This window comes from Butyrivibrio sp. MC2013, assembly GCF_000424585.1.
Classification (GTDB): domain Bacteria; phylum Bacillota; class Clostridia; order Lachnospirales; family Lachnospiraceae; genus Butyrivibrio.
On sequence record NZ_AUKE01000005.1, the window covers coordinates 1 to 17,972 of the forward strand.

15 protein-coding genes, 1 pseudogene and 1 riboswitch are annotated in these 17,972 nt (G+C 45.2%); of the genes and pseudogenes, 2 read left to right on the plus strand and 14 right to left on the minus strand.

Features of this window, described 5'->3' with window-relative positions:
- A pseudogene (locus tag G636_RS20720) lies at nt 1–186 on the plus strand (hypothetical protein); the annotation flags it as partial.
- Between the two features lie 38 nt (nt 187–224).
- Here G636_RS20720 and G636_RS17055 read toward each other — a convergent pair.
- The 12 genes from G636_RS17055 to G636_RS19290 form a co-directional block, all read right to left on the minus strand.
- A complete protein-coding gene (locus G636_RS17055; RefSeq protein WP_051226421.1) occupies nt 225–1,031 on the minus strand; it encodes a hypothetical protein in 807 nt (268 codons plus the stop codon).
- A gap of 363 nt (nt 1,032–1,394) precedes the next feature.
- Complete coding sequence (locus G636_RS0102640) at nt 1,395–2,021, minus strand: hypothetical protein (RefSeq protein ID WP_155832303.1); 627 nt, start codon at nt 2,019–2,021, stop codon at nt 1,395–1,397.
- 101 nt (nt 2,022–2,122) lie between these two features.
- The gene (locus G636_RS0102645; protein ID WP_155832304.1) at nt 2,123–2,713 is read right to left on the minus strand and encodes a hypothetical protein; all 591 of its coding nucleotides are present in this window, start codon (nt 2,711–2,713) and stop codon (nt 2,123–2,125) included.
- 151 nt (nt 2,714–2,864) lie between these two features.
- Nucleotides 2,865–2,939, minus strand: a riboswitch (cyclic di-GMP riboswitch).
- A 134-nt stretch (nt 2,940–3,073) separates the two neighbouring features.
- Entirely contained in the window at nt 3,074–3,970 is an 897-nt protein-coding gene (locus tag G636_RS0102650) for a nucleotidyl transferase AbiEii/AbiGii toxin family protein (protein ID WP_026506758.1), read from the minus strand.
- Entirely contained in the window at nt 3,967–4,554 is a 588-nt protein-coding gene (locus G636_RS0102655; protein ID WP_026506759.1) for a type IV toxin-antitoxin system AbiEi family antitoxin domain-containing protein, read from the minus strand. The genes G636_RS0102650 and G636_RS0102655 overlap by 4 nt, the downstream gene beginning before the upstream one ends.
- Nucleotides 4,555–4,770: 216 nt before the next feature.
- Complete coding sequence (locus G636_RS0102660) at nt 4,771–5,691, minus strand: alpha/beta hydrolase-fold protein (RefSeq protein ID WP_051226422.1); 921 nt, start codon at nt 5,689–5,691, stop codon at nt 4,771–4,773.
- 442 nt (nt 5,692–6,133) lie between these two features.
- Nucleotides 6,134–7,003: a carbohydrate ABC transporter permease gene (locus tag G636_RS0102665; protein WP_026506761.1), complete on the minus strand. Its 870-nt coding sequence runs from the start codon at nt 7,001–7,003 to the stop codon at nt 6,134–6,136.
- 9 nt (nt 7,004–7,012) lie between these two features.
- Complete coding sequence (locus G636_RS0102670; RefSeq protein WP_035778619.1) at nt 7,013–7,909, minus strand: ABC transporter permease; 897 nt, start codon at nt 7,907–7,909, stop codon at nt 7,013–7,015.
- 20 nt (nt 7,910–7,929) lie between these two features.
- Nucleotides 7,930–9,531: an extracellular solute-binding protein gene (locus G636_RS17060; protein ID WP_051226424.1), complete on the minus strand. Its 1,602-nt coding sequence runs from the start codon at nt 9,529–9,531 to the stop codon at nt 7,930–7,932.
- A 26-nt stretch (nt 9,532–9,557) separates the two neighbouring features.
- Entirely contained in the window at nt 9,558–10,328 is a 771-nt protein-coding gene (locus G636_RS0102680) for an SDR family NAD(P)-dependent oxidoreductase (protein WP_026506763.1), read from the minus strand.
- 74 nt (nt 10,329–10,402) lie between these two features.
- The gene (locus tag G636_RS0102685) at nt 10,403–11,455 is read right to left on the minus strand and encodes an AbrB family transcriptional regulator (protein ID WP_026506764.1); all 1,053 of its coding nucleotides are present in this window, start codon (nt 11,453–11,455) and stop codon (nt 10,403–10,405) included.
- A 13-nt stretch (nt 11,456–11,468) separates the two neighbouring features.
- Nucleotides 11,469–12,980 (minus strand): carboxylesterase/lipase family protein, encoded by a 1,512-nt coding sequence (locus G636_RS19290; protein ID WP_196803017.1) that lies wholly within the window; start codon nt 12,978–12,980, stop codon nt 11,469–11,471.
- Nucleotides 12,981–13,441: 461 nt separating this feature from the next.
- On the opposite strand from G636_RS19290, the gene G636_RS0102695 reads away from it, so the two are divergent.
- The gene (locus G636_RS0102695; RefSeq protein ID WP_026506765.1) at nt 13,442–14,317 is read left to right on the plus strand and encodes a LysR family transcriptional regulator; all 876 of its coding nucleotides are present in this window, start codon (nt 13,442–13,444) and stop codon (nt 14,315–14,317) included.
- A 5-nt stretch (nt 14,318–14,322) separates the two neighbouring features.
- On the opposite strand, the gene G636_RS0102700 is transcribed toward G636_RS0102695, so the two are convergent.
- Both G636_RS0102700 and G636_RS0102705 read right to left on the minus strand, forming a co-directional pair.
- Nucleotides 14,323–16,767 carry a leucine-rich repeat domain-containing protein gene (locus tag G636_RS0102700; protein ID WP_026506766.1) on the minus strand — a complete coding sequence of 815 codons (2,445 nt, stop codon included), beginning with the start codon at nt 16,765–16,767 and terminating at the stop codon, nt 14,323–14,325.
- Nucleotides 16,768–17,049: 282 nt separating this feature from the next.
- Nucleotides 17,050–17,895: a GIY-YIG nuclease family protein gene (locus G636_RS0102705; RefSeq protein ID WP_035778621.1), complete on the minus strand. Its 846-nt coding sequence runs from the start codon at nt 17,893–17,895 to the stop codon at nt 17,050–17,052.
- Nucleotides 17,896–17,972: the final 77 nt, after the last annotated feature.

Sequence of the window (17,972 nt, forward strand, 5' to 3'; positions counted from 1 at the left end):
ATCGTTTATATCAGGGACTTCCTCGGACATGAGGATATTTCCACAACGATGATTTACAGCCGTGCTGACAACAGGCTTAAAAACGAAGCAATTAACAAGCTTGCGCCGAAGGTCACGGAGGATGCCGATTTTCAGGACTGGACAAAAGATCAGGATCTACTGTCATTCCTGAATTCTCTAAAGTAGGTGTGTTATGCCGAGTTATTGAAGCAAAGCCCCATGTTTCATTCATAGATTGATACTTTACTTGGCATAATAACTCGCTCGGCATAAGGTGGATTATGCCGAGCTCCACATAAAGATCCCTGAGGCACTCCCTTGGAGCCATTCTTTATTATGCTGCCATCCTTTTTCCCTACCAGCTTTCTCAGTTCATCTTTTGTCATTACAGGCTTGCCGCTTGCATTTAGCTCTTTTATCCCTTTTTTGCCATTTTCCAGGCCCTTCATTTCCAGGATCTTATCAAGTTCTACGTAGGAGTACCTGGTTACAGACTTGAATACGTTGTAATAGTCCTTGCTCAGATTCTCTACACCAAGCAGGGCTTTTAGCTGTTTCTTGAGATATGTATGGTCCAGATTGTCAAAGAAGTCTTTGAAATCCCCGATTATCACAAGGCAATCATCTTCTTTTCTTATAAAAGAAAATGCCTCATGTGCAAAATGGATATTATTCTTACCAAGATTATTTCTGTAAGCTACCGAGACGTCATTAAGACCATCCTTGATCACCCGTTCATTATATTTTTCATTTATAAGATGCGAATAATATCTATAGATCCAGCTGTCCATATGAGCTGCATACTTGATATTCCTTACCTTTGGCTCGCCAGCTTTGATAGCTCCGTTTTCATCTGTGAGCTTCCTTGTTTTCATCTCATAATGAATAAATGGATAAAAGGCATAGTGGGCCACATAATCAGGATCCTGTATCTTATCTAGACATGAATCCAGGGATACAGGGTAATCAAAGTGTGCATAGTGGGCAGGCTTCTTCTCTTCCCACTTCTTCACAAAATCATTATCAGCCATATTTTCTCCCTAAAAAGAGCAATACCCGCTGGTGGTGGCGGCAGTATGCCTAATTCACAGCGGGTATGTTTCTTCACTTCACCTTAGCGCCATAGCGCTATAAGTGAACTGCCTATGAAATTCTTAAGTGATAATTATTATATAATTATCAGAAAGGATCATATCGCAATGATATCACTATTCGCAATTGCGCTGCTATTAGCTTGCGTAATCTCATATAGTTTATACCATGTCCCGTGTGATCGCACACGCAGACTGTATAATATCATATTGACATTAACCTTCGCCTCTGACACCGGTGCTAGTCAGAGTAGATTATATAATACCACACCCTATTTTATTCATCCAATTTAGCGATTTATTTCAGTGATTTTCATTCCAGTAATCTACTGCCGCATCATAGGCATCATCCTCATCCTCGTAATCATCCTCAAATTCAAAGAAATCCTCATACCTGTCATTGGCAAAGTCAGTTGCATTGTTGTAATCGTAAACATCATACAGATCAAACTTTTTGGATGAAGCGGACTTGCTTCCTGTAGAAGCTTTGCTACCACTCGATGAAGCGCTAGAGCTACGGCTTCCTGAGTAAGAGCTACTACTTCCCTTGCCAGACTTCTTATATGAGCTTGTAATCTTGCCACTAGCTTTATATTTAGAGCTATTACCAAATTCAGCTTTCAGTTTTTTATAACGCTCTTCAGATGCACGGTGTGACAGTTCTGCCATTTTTAATGACCTTGCAATTTCTTTATCCAGTTCAGCAATACGGTCATAAAGCGCCTGATGTTCTTCGCAATATTCTTTACCTCTTAGCCTTTTCTCATCGCAATATTTACATAAATTGATACGCGGTGATACCACGTTGTTTATGGATATGACCCCATACATGACCACGCTCGCTATAAGAGTCCATTTCAAAACCACAAATATGTCGCTTCTTTTTTTCAGGCATTTTATTATTCTTTTAAATACGTTTTCCTTTTTCATAAGCTTCACCATCCCTGTACATGACTATCTGCCTGCAATCTGCAGATCAGCACTCCATAATACGTTTTTTTACAAAAGACTTTCTATTCTTTTGATCACAATCAATGATTATCATCCCAATAATCTTCGGCTGCATCATAAGCATCATCTTCATCCTCAAACTCGTCTTCAAAGTCATAGAATTCGTCATACTTATCATCTGCAAAAGACTTCGAGCTGCCATAGTCATGAACATCATAGGGATCATAATCCTTGGAAGAATACGACTTGCCAGCTGTAGAAGTCTTGCTGCCGCTACCAGATCCATCGTTGCTCTGACCCGCATTACTCTTTGAGCCCACTTTACCTGCTGCCCTGTGATAATTTGTCCTTCTGCCCGATCCGGTGCCCTCTTCTTCAGAACTCTCTTGTGATTGAGCCGCGCTTTTCCCTGCTTTATCCTCTTCTTTTTTGATCTTCTCATAGATGTCATATATTTCCTGATGTTCCCTGCAGTATTTTCTACCTATCAGCTTTCCCGCCTCGCAGCCGGGAAAATCGCACTTATTTATATACGGTGCCATGAGGCCATAAAAATACAGCCAACCACATATGCTTATGGCTATAATCAGCACCACCCACAAAGCACCAACTACATTTACTCCAAATACATTAAGCTTCAAAAGCCTGGAAAAGAAACTATCCTTTTTCATAATCTTCACCATCCCTGTACGTGACTGCTGCGATCATCTGACCGGAGCTTCCGTCCTTTATATAGGATAAATTACTCTCTTATGCGTCCAATAAAAAGTGCCAGCTTCTTTCAATAAATAAAGGGAGCTGTTGCCAGCTCCCATCTATCACGATCGCAACTGGCTGACTCATTGAGTCCCTATAGCTTTGTGTCGCCGGATCACTCCGGTTTTACCCATATATTCTTTTGTCAAATGCTATTAACTAATTTTATTATATTTTAGCAGCCACATTCAATACACAGTTACTTCTGCGTGATAGCCATGATATTTTGCCGCAAATTTATGCATTTAGTTTTGCATCTCCATTACTCTGTTCCCTTATTTCCAACTCCGAGATGTGTGATCCCAATTTGTTAAATATTCCGTATCTCTTGCTATACTGTCTACAATTGGAAGCAGCATAGTCTTAAGCACCCCCACAACCTCTTCCAGCTCTACATTCACCAATGCTTTTTTCTTTTTCAGAAATGCTTTCCACCTGCTTTGATGGATCTCACTTTCTAAGAAATCATCCGAAAATGCAAATATATCATCAAATCCAGTACCACGATGCTCAAAAGTTTCTCTGACCGCTTCCTTCAGTTCTATCCCATTAATGTCATATCGGCTGGCAAGTATGTAGATATCATAAAAATCCTTATATCTGCTATTTGCATCCCCCAAAGAAACAATAGCCTCAAACTTCTCGGATATAACCGATGAGATTGAATAGGCGTAAATCTGAGGCACTTCCATATCGAGCATCACTGGGAAATCCATCTTCACTCTTTCAGGATAAATGACATCACCAAATCCGATATCTATCGATACCGGGATCTTAGTCCTGTCCAAATATGCCATTATAGATATATTCACACCATGATATTCCTTAAACTCTGTGATATCCTTGACATCCAAAGTGTCTAGATCAAACCGTAGCGCATCATCACACTCAAAAGAAAATATGTTTTCAAAAATCTCCCTCATATCTTCCACATTATTCGGAATATTCTCTACTAGAAGGTCAATATCTCTTGTAGCCCTGGCAAACTCGCCATCGAATAGAGCATAGAGAAAAATACCGCCCTTAAGTGTAAAACGTTCCTTATATTCTGACATCGATAGTCTGTATACGGTTCTCTCCAACCCATACGCCGTCAGCGCTTCCTGAAATGTCTTTCCACTTGAAAAAGCCTGGTTCTTCAATCTATCTTTTACCGAAATTGCACTTATCATACGAGAACCTCCAGGTACTGCCGCATTACCTTATCGCATTTCATCAGCTCTGCATATTTTAGCAGTCGGTTCAGATTACGATCCTTTCTCTTTAGATAAGTCACAAGAATTTCCTTTGTTTCTTCAATACCGACCTTTTCTTTATAAAATACGATATCAACAACGGTCTTCTCTATATCATAAATCCGGAATTCATTCCCGCCTTCTTTAACCGTAGTAACTCCAAGATCATATCTGTTATCAGTATAATGATGAACACTCATCTGTGGCCAATCCGGCATAGTGGACACCTTCGCTTTCCTCGGAATAGCAACATCCACAGCATCTGGAATGAATGTCGTCAGATGATAATACACCGCTGCACTTAGCAGGCATATCACGCCTTTCGGTGCAAAAGCTTCCGCATAATAGAAGTCCGATTCCTCTCCGTGATATTCTGCATTCTCATAATATTTCTTATTCAGTTTTATAAGTTTTCCCTCATCGACAAGCTTACTGACCTTATACTGTGAAAAGCCTTTTTCCTTAAGCTCCTGCATGGAAAATATCTTCTGATCTTCAGGGAGCATTGTTGTGCATGCCATCTTTTCCACCTCAGCCTTATTTGGTTTATTTACGGCATTTTGATTCTTTGCCGAATTTCAATTAAATAATACAATCAAAAACCGCTGATTGTCAATCAAAATCTGAAGCGCCCCCAGCGCGCGTGCCACAGATCCGTTTCCATTCACAGCTATATCTCAATAAATTAAGGGAGCTGTCGCCAGCTCCCATCTATCACGTCATCAAAATACATTCCTTCATTCCTCACACTGCCTTCTGATCCAGCCTGTAAAGCCTTCAGGAAAGCGCTCATCATAAGGAGTCCCGTCCAGATAGATCAGGTTGGTCTGAACCTGTACGATGACGCAGTGCTGACCCATTTCAAATCCAAAATTCACAGATGCTACGCCTCCGTCGCCATTCTTCACCCACTCGGGAAAATACATCTCACATCCGGGCATGTCTTCCAGGTCCTTTAGTCTGGGTACAATATGTTCCGCAAAGCTGCACAGCTCATCCCTTTTGCCATGCATTACCAGCACTTTTACACCTAAGCCTCCAATGCGCATCAGTTCATCTCTATCAGGGATATAGCCGGAAGCAATTGGCACAGCTATATCAAACAGCTCTGTATAGTTTTCTGTCATCGCCCATGACATCCACCCACCGGAGGATCCGCCTATGATGGCTGTTTTTGACAGATTAGCTTTGAAATCTGCCTTAAGCTTCCTCACAAGATCTGCCAAAGGCTCAAAATACTCCGGAGACCAGGAGCCTTCCAGTTCACCATTCACCCACTTTTCATTTGCAAGTGGCACCAGGATAAACGCTCCGCCTCCAATCGACCTTTGATACTCCTCTGATGCAAACTGCTCTCCACCACTATGTCCCACGGTATTGATACCATCCGCACAGTTAAAGCCATGTATCCATACAAGAAGGGGATATTTACCACTTTTATCTGCCCCGTGATTCAAGGGATTGTAGAGATAGTATCTGATACGCCCTGTCTTTTCGCTGGGAAACTCATAGTACTCAAATCTATCAAAGTATTTTCCAAATTCATATGACTGCCTGTAGCTGATGGATTCACCAGGGTCTATATCCCCTGCCCAAGGAGGCAGGATATTCTCCTTTTTGTGTTCCGCATCCCATGTGGTTTCCTTGATCTCTCCCATATTTTCCCCTCGCTTTTATCTGTTTTTTCGCCTTTGTTATATCTTGTTATAGTCTATTATATCTTGTTATAGTCTATTATATCTTGTTATAGTCTGTTATATCTTGTTATAGTCTGTTATATTTTTGATTTTATGTTATATCTTGTTATAGTTTTTGGTCAATGAACGATACTGTCTTTGCGGTAGACATAAACAGCCCTCGGCGGTGGTATTCTTCATGGATCTCGCTGTTCTTGCTGTAGACATAAAACAGCCTTCGGCTGTGATCATTATCATGGATCCTGCGATTTCATGGCTGCGTAGACGAGACCAGCAGATCATGAGTGCCTATGCACGATATGATCTGCGCTTTGGGCTCGTCGCAGCGTCCAGCCATGCGAGCAGGATTTATGATAATATCACACCGAAGGCGTCCTTATACCACCGCCGAGGGCGTAATATTTCACCCCTTCACGGAGCCGATGAGTACACCTTTTATGAAGTATTTTTGGACGAAGGGGTACACCATGAGTATAGGCACCGTCGCCACCATCACCGTAGCGGCCTTCACCGTCTCACTGGAGATCGCTTCCTCCGCCCTGACTGAGATGCCGCTGGAGGACATGGCAGACTGGGCATTGGAGAGGATCTCCCTCAGGACCGCCTGTAATGACCAGTGATCCTTGGATATGATGTAGAGGATCGTAGAGAAATAGTCATTCCAATAGCCCACTGCTGTGAAGAGAGCTATGGTAGCCAGTACTGCCTTGGACAGGGGCATCACTATGCGAAAGAAGATAGTCAGGTCATTGGCCCCGTCTATCCTTGCAGATTCCTCAAGGCTGGCAGGAATGCCGGCAAAAGAGTTCTTTAATATAAAGATATTCCAGGCAGATAATAGTCCAGGCAGTATCAGCGCCCCGTAGCTGTCTATCAGATGCAGCTCCTTGACCAAGAGGTAATTGGGTATCATGCCTCCACCAAAGAGCATGGTAAAAAAGATCATTCCTATAAAGAACTTTCTCCCCGGCATATCTTTTTTGCTAAGAGGATATGCCAGCATAGCTGATACCAATACTCCCATGACAGTACCCACAAGGGTCACTATCACTGATACTCTAAAGCCCGTCCATACCGACTTATTCCTTAGTACCGACCAGTAAGACTTTAGATTCAGTCCCTTTGGCACTGCGAACATCCCGCCGCTTGCAGCCTTTACAGGATCAGAGAGAGAATACATCATTTCATGCCAGAAGGGATATATCATGATCAGGGACAGCAAGGTCAAGATCAGTATTATCACATAGTCTACCACGTCATATTTTCGTCTCATAGCTCCCCCTTACCATAGTCCGTCTTCTTCCAGCAGATGGGCCATCTTATTGGTGAATATGATCAGCGCCATGGATATCACTGATTTGAAGAGGCCTGCCGCCGTAGACATGGAATAATTGCTGCTCATGATACCGTTTCTGTACACATAAGTGTCTATGATATCCGCCACGTCATATACTCTGGGATTGTACAGGAGCAGTATCTGTTCAAAGCCCGCATTGAGTATCCCGCCCATATTCAGTATGAACATCACCACGATAGTGGACTTTAGCGCAGGCAGCGTGATATGCCAGATCTGTGCCAGCCTCCCTGCGCCGTCTACCATAGCCGCCTCGTATATAGTGGAGTCAATGGAGGATATAGCTGCGATATAGACTATGCTCCCCCAGCCTATTCCCTTGTATATATCCGTGATGACCAGGATACTGCGAAAATATTCTTTGCTTACAAGAAAGTCTATGCCCTTGCCGTCGTTAAAGAATTTCACTATCTCATTAATGAGTCCCGTATCCGGATGTAGGAACATGGATATCAGCCCTGCCAGTATGACCCAGGATATAAAGTGCGGCAGATATACTATGGTCTGGGTGATCTTCTTGAATTTCCTGCTCTTGACTTCATTAAGGAGCAGTGCCAGGATGATGGGCGCAGGAAAGCCCATCACCAGCTTGCACAGAGATATGATCACCGTATTTCGAAATACTGCCGGGAAGGAGAGGCCCAAAAAGAGCCTCCTGAACTGTTCCAGACCTACCCACTTACTCCCCCATATGCCCTTGTTGATACTAAAGTCCTGAAATGCTATCACTACGCCGTACATAGGTATGTAGCGGAATATGACAAAGTACAGTATCCCAGGTAGTATCAGCAGGTACAGATAACGATATTTCCACAGCTTTGCCATGATGTCACCCCTTTTGTCTGTTAGTGGAACCACTCCTGATATTTCTCGCTGAATTCCTGATAGCTCTTATCCTGCTCAGCATAGATCTGATTTGCTTCCTCTTCTATTTCTTTTCCCCCATGACTATAGAAGAGGTCCACATATTCATCAAAATCATCCACAGGTCTCTCGCCCATGATGATACCGTAGAAATACTCATCTCTAAGCTTTAAGAGCTCAGGGCTGTACTCTTTCCAGGCTTCGCCGCTCTGTCCCAGATCCACGCGGTAGTCAACGAAGGGAAGGGATGTCTCTTCAGCTCTTGCAAAGAGATCATTTACCTCCTTGCTGTTCTGGATATTGTAGGAATCCTTTCTGTTGACAAAGCCCGTGAAAGTGCTCAGTCCCATCTCGTTACGCTTGGTTTCATCTACAATGAAGTTCACCGCGCCATCTTCTGTAAGCTCATAGGTCTCGCCTTCTACGCCCCATTTATCCAGGATAAAGAATTCTCCGGATGCAATGCCGTCCATGATCTCCATGACTCTCTGAGGATTCTTGCAGTTCTTGGTGATAGCATAGCTGCACCAGCCCCTGCCATTTTCCCTCTCATCAGCTGCCCAGCCTGTAGGACCTTCGATAGGCTCTATGACCTCATACTTGCCATCCGGGTGATTCTGATAGAAGTTTTGCAGATACTGCTGTGAAGGATTGAGAGATACCAGATACCTGTAAAAAGAGCCTACCTTGCCCTCTGCAAAAAGTGTCTCACCTTCAGAAGCAGAGAATATAGAAGGCTCAAATACTCCCTTCTGGTACAGGTCTGCCATAAGAGCCAGGGCCTCTTTGACCTGAGGCTGAGTGGAGCCGTGGACTATGGTGCCATCATCAGCCTTTACAAAGTGATTCACATCAGCCTTATAGGAATAGATAAAGGGAGCCAGGAATTTCCAGTCGCCGCTATCTCCGCCAAAGCCGTAAGTATCATCCACGCCGTTGCCGTCAGGATCATCATTTACACAGGCCAGGAGATAATCCACGTATTCATCCATGGTCCTTGGTTCATCCATGCCCAGCTTGTCCAGCCAGTCCTTCCTCACAAAGGTACCCATGCAGCTGACCTCAGCTATATCGCCGGGGATACTGTAGATACTGCCATTTGTATAGGTGGAGAACATCTTCCTGTCATCATAGTAGGACAGGATATTGCTGTTATCGATATTCTGCAGCAGGGGTACCAGGTCTACCAATAGTCCGGATTCTACCCACTCTTCGTATTCCTCCTGCAGGCCGCTCCACCAGATGACATCGGGCCTTTGGGCATCATCGCTCATCAGGAGATTAACCTTGGTGTTCAGGTCTTCCCAGCCAGGTAGGAATACCAGCTCCACGTCGCAGTTAAACCTCTCCTCGATCTGATGCTCGATCCAGGTATCCTCTACCTTGGGTCCATTCATGATAGCTATGGAGAAGGATACTTTGCCGTCGTCTTCTGCACCTGCAGTGTCTGCTGCTGCCGTCTTCCCATCTTCTATCTTTTGACTATCTGCCGCTCCGCAGGCAGCCATGTTCATCGCCATAGCCGCTGACATCACAGCTGCCAGAGCTTTTTTTCCAATATTTGACCTCATCTTATTTTTCATAATGCCCCCTCTTATAACCCTTTCTCTTAGAACTGAAATCTTTCTCCGTCATATCCATACATGACAAGCTCCGATTCATCCACATGATCATCCATAAAATATCTGATCGCTATGTCTGCTGCCTCATCTATGGACAGGTTACCTTTCTCTGCCAACTTGCCGCCCATGTATGAGCGGATCCATCCCGGATGATAGAGCCTGAAGCTGTAGCCCTCGGGATGCAGGCGGTTGTAGATCAGCTTCACATACATATTTAATGCCGCTTTGGACATACAATAGCTGAAATTATCGTTCCTCCAGGCCTGGGTGATACTCCCTGCCTCCGAGGATACAAAGCACAATCTCCTGACATCACTTCCTTTCATCATTTGATAAAATATCTCAACCAAACGGACAGCTCCCAGGGAATTGATATTATATGTGCGCATCATATAATCGTAGTCAGATTCCATAGGCACTTCTCCGCTAAGTTTCCCATTAATGCCCGCATTGCTGATGATCATGTCAAGGCAGCCGCTCTCTTTGATACCTATTCCGGCCTCTGTTTCATCATCAGAGCCTGCGTTTATATATGAAATATCCCGAAGTATAATATCACCGGCCCTTTTCACACTCTCAGTATCGCTTACATCCAGTGGAATGATCTCCAGCTTCTTCCCGTGCTTTTCCTTAAGCTCATCCAGCTCTGTCCATTCAGGCATATATCGCCCTGCCCAGACATGGTGTCCCATTTCCAAGAGAATCCTTGTCATACCATATCCCAGTCCCCTGTCTGCTCCCGTAACCAGTATGTTCATAAGCTTATCCCCCTGTGATTAGTCATATTCTTTTTTATTAGTCATGATTTTGCCATTATCTGCGCATACAGTTTTCACGCAGTCACTAGCGACAAGAGTAGCGGAAAAATACATATCACCACGATGAGTCTGATTGTATGCATCACCACCACCGCTGATACATCACAGCCCATATCCGCTGCCAGCAGCGACGTTTCCTGTATTCCTCCGGGTGTCAGACATAAGAGGCTGGTCCTAAGGTCTATCTCAGAGATCATTGCCATTACCCGTCCGCAGATAAAGGTAAATATCAGCATCCCGGTCACCATACAGCATACAGGTACCGCCAGGCTTCCAAGTAATCCCAGGCTCTCTTTGTTCATCCTGCAGCCTATAAGAGCCCCCGTCAGAGACTGTATATAGAAGCGCCAGTCTTCAGGTATGTAGCCCCTTCCTGTCACTATATTCCAGGCAGCTCCAGCAAATACGCTCCCCACCATGTAACCTGCAGGCATTCCCAGCATCTCCAGGGCCAGCCCGCCTGCAAACGCTACTGCCAAAGTCATCAGGCAGTCCCCTCTTTTCCCCTTTTTAAGGCCGGCTTTACCCATAGAGCCCCCAGCGCATTCGTCTGCGCCGCTGCTCATAAGAGGCATTTTATTCACCATTCTTAGTAATGGGGGAAAGATCAGATATATGGCAAACATGCGAAAGAGCTGAAGAATTGATACTATCCTCATATCCGCTCCCAGATCCTCAGCAATCAGTGCCATGTCCGAGACTCCTCCCGGTGCTGTAGCAAGCAGAGCGGTGACAAGATTAATGTCAGATATATGATTAACAGCTGTCCCCGTGGTCAGATTCAGCAGGAGCATGGTCATCACCAGCACCAGTGCAGCCTTTATGATACTGCCTGCCTTTTGCAGTTCTCCCCTGCTGATGCCATGTCCCAGGAGAGCACCTCCCAGGACCTGCAGGCAGGGCTTAGTGACCTGCGGCAGAACTGCCGCTCCCAGGCTGCAGTTAAATATGCTCACAGCCAAGATCGAGCCCACCATGGCTCCTGATGGAAGCTTTAGTTTTTTGCCTGTATAGCTTCCAATGAGGCCCACCAGGATAGTTGCCGCGCAGCAAAAAGATGTCGTCACAGCCGCTCCCTTCTCATAGCTTTATCACCTGCATAGGCATCCCTGACCAGTAGGAATGCAGCCTGAACTGCTCCAGATGAGGCTTCTCCTCAAAATACATCCTGTATCCCATCTCCCCTGTCTCACAGGGAGGCCACTTGGGCAATAGCACATTCTCCGGATCCCCTGTTAGTATGAAGCTCATCCAAGTCTCATTCATAAGAAGGGAGTAGTTCATATCCTCCATGGCATATCCCCTTCCCGGAGCATCCTTTTCCGAATATCCAAAAATATAGGGCATCTCCGTAAAATGATAAGGTATGGTATTGCCTTCAAAGTTCCAAAGATAGGACCAGGTCCTGACTCCGTTATCAGCCAGGAGCTGTGTCAGGCGCAGTGTACCATTGCCATAGATAAACTCACTCTGCACATGGTCAAAGGCTTCCACAGGATCCTCTGTTTTGAGATACTCCTCATAAGCATCCATGGCATGTTTGGCATATAAGCCGTAGCACATCTTAAAGGCTTCTGCAGCCTCTTCCCTGCTCTTACCCCTGGCAGGGTCGCTGAAGTAGAGCTCCTTTCTGTTGTAGCCTATGAGGACTTCTATGCTGCCCAGCTTGCCTTCTCTTATATAATCCTCCGGGGACTCTGATATGGTTCTGCCATCCAGCACCGGTCCAAAGATATGTCCAAAGTTGATACGCTTGTAGGCCTTCTCCTGGGCCTTTATGATCTCTTCGCCGTCTATAGTCAGTATCCGGGAGGCTGTTGCCCTGGTCAGTCCCAGTTCTTCCAGGATAATCCTGGTCAGCTTTGATGCTGTCTGTGTATCTCTGATGCACTGACAGGCACCGCTTTGCAGGATTGCTCTTTTAAAGAGTCCCTTGGCTGCTGGTGTTACCATGAGATTGGCTACTGACTTTGCTCCTGCTGACTGTCCCATGAGGATCACCATATCAGGATCCCCGCCAAAGGCTGCTATATTCTCATGCACCCATTTAAGGGCCAGCAGTTGATCCAAAAGTCCCAGATTACCTGAGTCTGCATATTCCTCACCCAGATAATCCCTTAGATAGAGATATCCCAGAGCTCCCAGCCTGTAAGCCGGAGCCACCATAATAGCCTTCCTGTTCCTGATCAGATGTGGTCCGTCAAAAAAGCGATCCGAATTGGCACCCGAACAGTGCCCGCCTCCATGTATGTAAAAGATCACAGGAAGGCCGCCCTCCTTTAAAGCTCCTTCGTCAGCTGCCTGCTGCCCCGACTTTGACTTCTCTCTCGGGATCCATATGTTCAGATCAAGGCAGTCTTCAGAAAAGCCCAGATCATCACTATATTCCTGTTCTCCTGTCTGCAGGCTCCTCTTTCCAAAGTGGTCAGCCTTATAAATGCCCTCCCAGGGCTCAACAGCCACCGGCGGCTTGAACCTTAGCTCACCTACAGGTGCCTTGGCAAACGGGATACCCTTAAAGGCTATCATTCCATTTTCTTCATATCCTTCAATCCTTCCACAGGATGTATTTACTATAATATTTGCTTCCATTGCCCTCTCTTCTCCGGTCATTACCACTCAGATCCCCAACTCTTCCATTTATCAATTAAGCAAAATCTAAAATACAAAAACTTCAAATCCCTGACTGGTTCACTTTCCTCATGCAGTATCTATATATACCATTTATATAATTTGTATTCCTCTTGCTCATGAAACCATTATATTATTGATTACATATGTCGTCTAATATATAATTTATAATAGAATATATAACATAGATGTTATATATAAAATAATCAAGATAACCCACCACCTTTAGGTGGTGGAAATATCTTGATTACGGGTGCGGGGTTATAAGCCCCGTACCCGTAGAACTGCGTCAGCAGTGATTTTATAACGAGCAAAAAGCGAAGCGTTTGCGAGTTTAACCGAATATAAGACCCGGAAGCCGGAAGCTACTTTTGACAGCCGTAGCGTTATTTGTATTTTTAACCTTTTAGGGAGGAGCCCTTATGGAACTCTTACAGCTCAGATATTTTTGCGAGATAGCCAGACAGGAGAATATATCCAAGGCAGGTGAAGTCCTCCATGTATCCCAGCCTTCTCTTAGCCGCACCCTCTCCACATTGGAAGCGGAACTGGGGACCAGGCTTTTTGACAGAGAGGGCCGCAATATCCGCCTGAATCATAACGGCGAGATCTATTATCGCAATATCAGCAAAGCCCTGAATATGATCGACAATGCCAAAAATGAGCTCCTGGACTTTGGCAGCAACCCCTTCGGCCATCTGACCCTTATCATCCTGGCGGGTTCAAATATTGCCCCTGATATGCTGATCAATTTTCATAAGCTCTACCCCAACATCTCCCTGAATCTCAAGCAGCAGGCCACACACAATCTCCAGCAGGCCGGAGACTTTGACTTTGTGATATCAGCCACTCCCGGCAATTACAGGGGCCTTGTGAATATCAAGCTCCTGGAAGAGGACATAGTGATCGCTGCCCACAAGGACCACCCCCTTGCGCAAAAGAGCAGCATCAATCTTGCAGAAGCTGCTCCTTATCAATTCGTCACATATTCAATTGGCCCCAGCATCAGGCAGCTCACAGACCAGCTCTGCCTGCAGGCAGGCTTTGCCCCCAATATCATCCTGGAGAGCGATAGCCCCGGCACCTTCAAGAGCTTCGTCCAGTCGCAGATGGGCATCGCCCTGCTGCCTTACCAGACTCAGAAATCCTTTTTCAATTCACTGATCACTCCGGTACGCATCACCTCCCCGGAGTGCAAGCGCACCATCTTCCTCTCCTATCAGGAAGGCCATTACCTTGGCGACGCCGCCAGGATCTTCATGGATTTCTGCACCGACTTCTTCTCCAAGATTGGGTGATGATTTCATCTTTCTCTTAATACATTGTTGCAGGCGGTGATCAGCTTTCTGAGATCCTGGTACATCTCCCTGATATTCTCGGGATCGCCATTGCCTAAATAATCGTTATCATCTACAAGCGCATAATAGAAGTCGCTATTTCTTGTTCCACCTGATGTGTAATAGTCTTTGAGGGCAAAATACACTGCATACATATAGGGCAGATTGTTGTCAAAATTATTGCCGATATCTGTTCCAAAGCAGTATTCATTGCCATAACCGATATGATCACCCATCTCTCTGATCTCTTCCGGGATAGAGTCCTGTCCTATAGAAGACTGGACCCAGGTTCCAAGGGCCAGGGCTTCAGCGTGGATAGACCAGGGATTTACCACAGGATTTTCAGCACGAAATCTTTCCAGTATATCTTTTCTCACCATTCCCTTGAGAGGATCTGCATCCGCATAGGGATTCTCTACCCTGGCGATGGTTACTGTCTGTTTGCTTGATGTATCAATATAGTCGATACTGGTCTCTATCCTCCTGTAAGCCGTTCCCCAGGCAATGTCTTTATCAGGCACTACAGCCTGGGTATTTCTTATTATGCAAATGTGGTTATTTACAAGCTCGCACAGCTGCGTTTTTTCCTCTACATCGTGAAGGCCATCAGTGTTGAAGGGGTAATCTTCTGTCACCTTTACAAATCGTCCCCACTCTGCAAAGTATCCGGCATTTCCCTCTTCATCTATACCTGCTGTTCCTGTAACACCTTCCACATACATATAACGCCCAGTATTGTTTATCGTGTGCGACAGATTGGCAGCAGGAGTCATCATTCTGTCACCAAAATATATGGGCTGTCCCACAGGGATAGACTCTCTCAGACTGTTCTCCGTAGCGCACTGAGCATCATAAAATTTGCAGCCACCATAATTGCCATATGCGCCCTTCTTCAAGGACACCTGCAGATATACACATGCGTTATAGGTATGCAGCTGGTCCACCACAGGAGGAGCTGTCTGGAAATCCGATATTGCATCAAAATCTCCATAGATCATCTCCTTACCGGTTGCCAGATCATAGCCGGCAAAAGAGCCATAGTCGCAATCTTCGGACAAAGTCACGTAATAGAATGTGTCCTCAGTCAGGCCGGCATAATCATAGAGCTCTCGGCTGCTCTTAACTTCCACACTTTCACCCTTATCATCTATAAGGTAAAAATGCATTTTGCCATCATCTTCTATTCCCCCTGTAACGACAAGATCACCTGAAGGAGACGAAGCATATACCCTGATTCCAGGCAGCTTTTCTCTATTACTGCCATCCAGAGACATTGCCTCTACGTACTCTTTTCCGGTGCTGTCTGTTTCAGACAATATAAGACGCCCACCTGATATCACAATAGGTCCTTTTGATGAATCCTCAAAAAGCTCAGTGGTTTCCATGCTCTCTGTATCCAAAGCTACGATACTGCAAGAACCATCCATGGTCAGGCTTTCATAATCTGCATTTGCCGCAGTTTCATTCATTGCTTTTTCGCTTGGTATCCTAAAGTAGAGCTTTTTATCAAATAATACAAAATGTCCACCGTTTCCGGGAACGGCTTTAGCTGCGTCCTTCTCATCATCAGCAAGATCTGCCTCCATGCCATCCTCAGCGATAGCTTCCACTCTGCTGATCCATTTCTTGTCGCAGCCTATGATCTCATCATCAGCATCACAGGTCACATTGTTAAGCCAGGTAAGACCTCTAAGGTCCAGAGTCTGGATGCCGCTTCCCTGTATACTGACCTCCTGGAGCTTAATGTTAGATGCAAGAACAAGCTCGGTCAATTTGTTGCAATCACTGCAAAATAACTGTCTCAGCTTTGGAACTGCTGTCAGATCCACTTCTTTGATATCGGTCTGACATATATCCAGAGTCTGAAGTTCGGGATTGCCTGAGAGATTGATATTCTGTACATTAGTTCCTGCCAGCTGCAGATTGGCCAGCTCCGGCAGCATAGATGTATCGACAGCTACTATATCTGTCTCTGAGCACTGGAGATATTTGAGCTTTGTATTGCCAGAGAGGTCCAGACTTGTAACAGCAGTGCCTTTAACTGATAATTTCGTCAGCTCCGTAAATGTCTCTATACCCTTTACAGAAGCTATATCCTTATACTTTCCATCCTCATCTGACCTCAGATTGATGGTCTGCACCGCAGCTATCTCTTCGTCACTGAGGCAGCCGTCCTTATCTGTGTCAAAATGTCCCGTTACATATTTACGAAAGAGTTCATCCGGGAAAAGAGCTGCATCAGCCTTTATGCCATTTCCCTCCTCTTTAGAATCAGACAGCTCTTCCTTGCTATCATCCTCTGTCTTAAAAGCTGCTTTATCCTGAGCATCCGATCCGGCAGGGCTCAAATTTGTGGCGCATCCCGTCATCAGCGTCAAAACAACTAACGCAGCTATTATTCTTTTCTTCATACATCTCCTCCATGCTTAGCATTTATCCTTTGATCACCTGTGAGCAAGCGCTACCATAAGCAATGCTCAAAAGCGACTCACTTATTATACAGATTTTCATCTCAAAATGTTGCAGTAATATCAGCAAAATAGATCAAAATAAAAGGAACTGTGAGATGATCACAGCTCCACTGAATATAGCTTTTAATCTGCATTTTGATCCGGGATCAGTTCTTTGATCAGCTGATCTCTATACGCCGAATCCCGTACTGCCTTTGAATAGTCTTCAAGTCTCCCATTCTCTTAGTTTTCGTTCATGCCAAATTCCCGGCTCATCAGCTTTCTTTTATAGCGGAGCTCTATGGCCTTTACTTCCTCGGCCGTCAACGTCTTTGGCAGTATCTGCAGTACAGAGAACCTGAATCTGTGATATCTGTCGGGATGATAGCAGATCAGCTTCCTCATCTGCTTGGTATTGCCCCGCTGGGTCTTCACATAGCAGGACCAGGTCTCAAGGAGCCCACCTTCATTGCCGTAGGCGGAGCCCACATACTGCATTCCGGTCTCTGTATCCATTATCAGATAAATGGCGTATATCGCGGAAAAGGCCGCATGCCATTCAGCGTATACAGCTTCGTTTTCTATGATCTCTTTGAGTTCATCATAACTGATGACCAGGTCTTCAAAGCCGGAAAATACCTTCTTCCTGTCAGCCCTAATGCTGACGATCTCCTTGTCATTTACAGCCCTTTGGTGCCACATTCTGGACTTGCCCCATTCTATGGTCAGCCTGTACTCATATTCCTTCAGGATGTCCTGGTGCTCCAGCTCGTAGATCAGATTTTCTCCGCAGTAGCGGTCTGCCTCAGCTTCAGGTAGTTTCTTTGCTGCCCTATTCCTGTCATCCGGCATTGCATCGCCAACACGATAGAGCGCATAGAACTGTGCCTTGCTGCCATTGCCGCCTATGAACACAGCCCAGTAGTCATATCCCTTGCTAAAGCCTTCCTTTTGATGACAGGTATACTCGTATATCATCCCCCTGTCATAGCATTCCTTAAAAACAGGGTCTGTCATGGGTAGACGTATGAGTTTGGTCTTCCTGGGGTCAATGCCTGCTTTTCTCAGAATGTCAATAAATGTTAACATATTCTTCCTCCGTGAAAAAATCTTCCTATGTATCCAATGCTTCGATTTCTCTTATCGGTCAAAAATGGCCGCTTCCT

What these genes read in the sequence shown, in the direction of transcription:
- G636_RS0102680 (WP_026506763.1), bottom strand. Translation starts at nt 10,328, where the DNA reads ATGAACATACTGGTTACGGGAGCAGACAGGGGACTGGGATATGGTATG.
- G636_RS0102645 (WP_155832304.1), bottom strand. Translation starts at nt 2,713, where the DNA reads ATGAAAAAGGATAGTTTCTTTTCCAGGCTTTTGAAGCTTAATGTATTT.
- G636_RS0102655 (WP_026506759.1), bottom strand. Translation starts at nt 4,554, where the DNA reads ATGGCATGCACAACAATGCTCCCTGAAGATCAGAAGATATTTTCCATG.
- G636_RS0102640 (WP_155832303.1), bottom strand. Translation starts at nt 2,021, where the DNA reads ATGAAAAAGGAAAACGTATTTAAAAGAATAATAAAATGCCTGAAAAAA.
- G636_RS0102695 (WP_026506765.1), top strand. Translation starts at nt 13,442, where the DNA reads ATGGAACTCTTACAGCTCAGATATTTTTGCGAGATAGCCAGACAGGAG.
- G636_RS17055 (WP_051226421.1), bottom strand. Translation starts at nt 1,031, where the DNA reads ATGGCTGATAATGATTTTGTGAAGAAGTGGGAAGAGAAGAAGCCTGCC.
- G636_RS0102660 (WP_051226422.1), bottom strand. Translation starts at nt 5,691, where the DNA reads ATGGGAGAGATCAAGGAAACCACATGGGATGCGGAACACAAAAAGGAG.
- G636_RS17060 (WP_051226424.1), bottom strand. Translation starts at nt 9,531, where the DNA reads ATGAAAAATAAGATGAGGTCAAATATTGGAAAAAAAGCTCTGGCAGCT.
- G636_RS0102650 (WP_026506758.1), bottom strand. Translation starts at nt 3,970, where the DNA reads ATGATAAGTGCAATTTCGGTAAAAGATAGATTGAAGAACCAGGCTTTT.
- G636_RS0102705 (WP_035778621.1), bottom strand. Translation starts at nt 17,895, where the DNA reads ATGTTAACATTTATTGACATTCTGAGAAAAGCAGGCATTGACCCCAGG.
- G636_RS0102700 (WP_026506766.1), bottom strand. Translation starts at nt 16,767, where the DNA reads ATGAAGAAAAGAATAATAGCTGCGTTAGTTGTTTTGACGCTGATGACG.
- G636_RS0102670 (WP_035778619.1), bottom strand. Translation starts at nt 7,909, where the DNA reads ATGGCAAAGCTGTGGAAATATCGTTATCTGTACCTGCTGATACTACCT.
- G636_RS0102665 (WP_026506761.1), bottom strand. Translation starts at nt 7,003, where the DNA reads ATGAGACGAAAATATGACGTGGTAGACTATGTGATAATACTGATCTTG.
- G636_RS19290 (WP_196803017.1), bottom strand. Translation starts at nt 12,980, where the DNA reads ATGGAAGCAAATATTATAGTAAATACATCCTGTGGAAGGATTGAAGGA.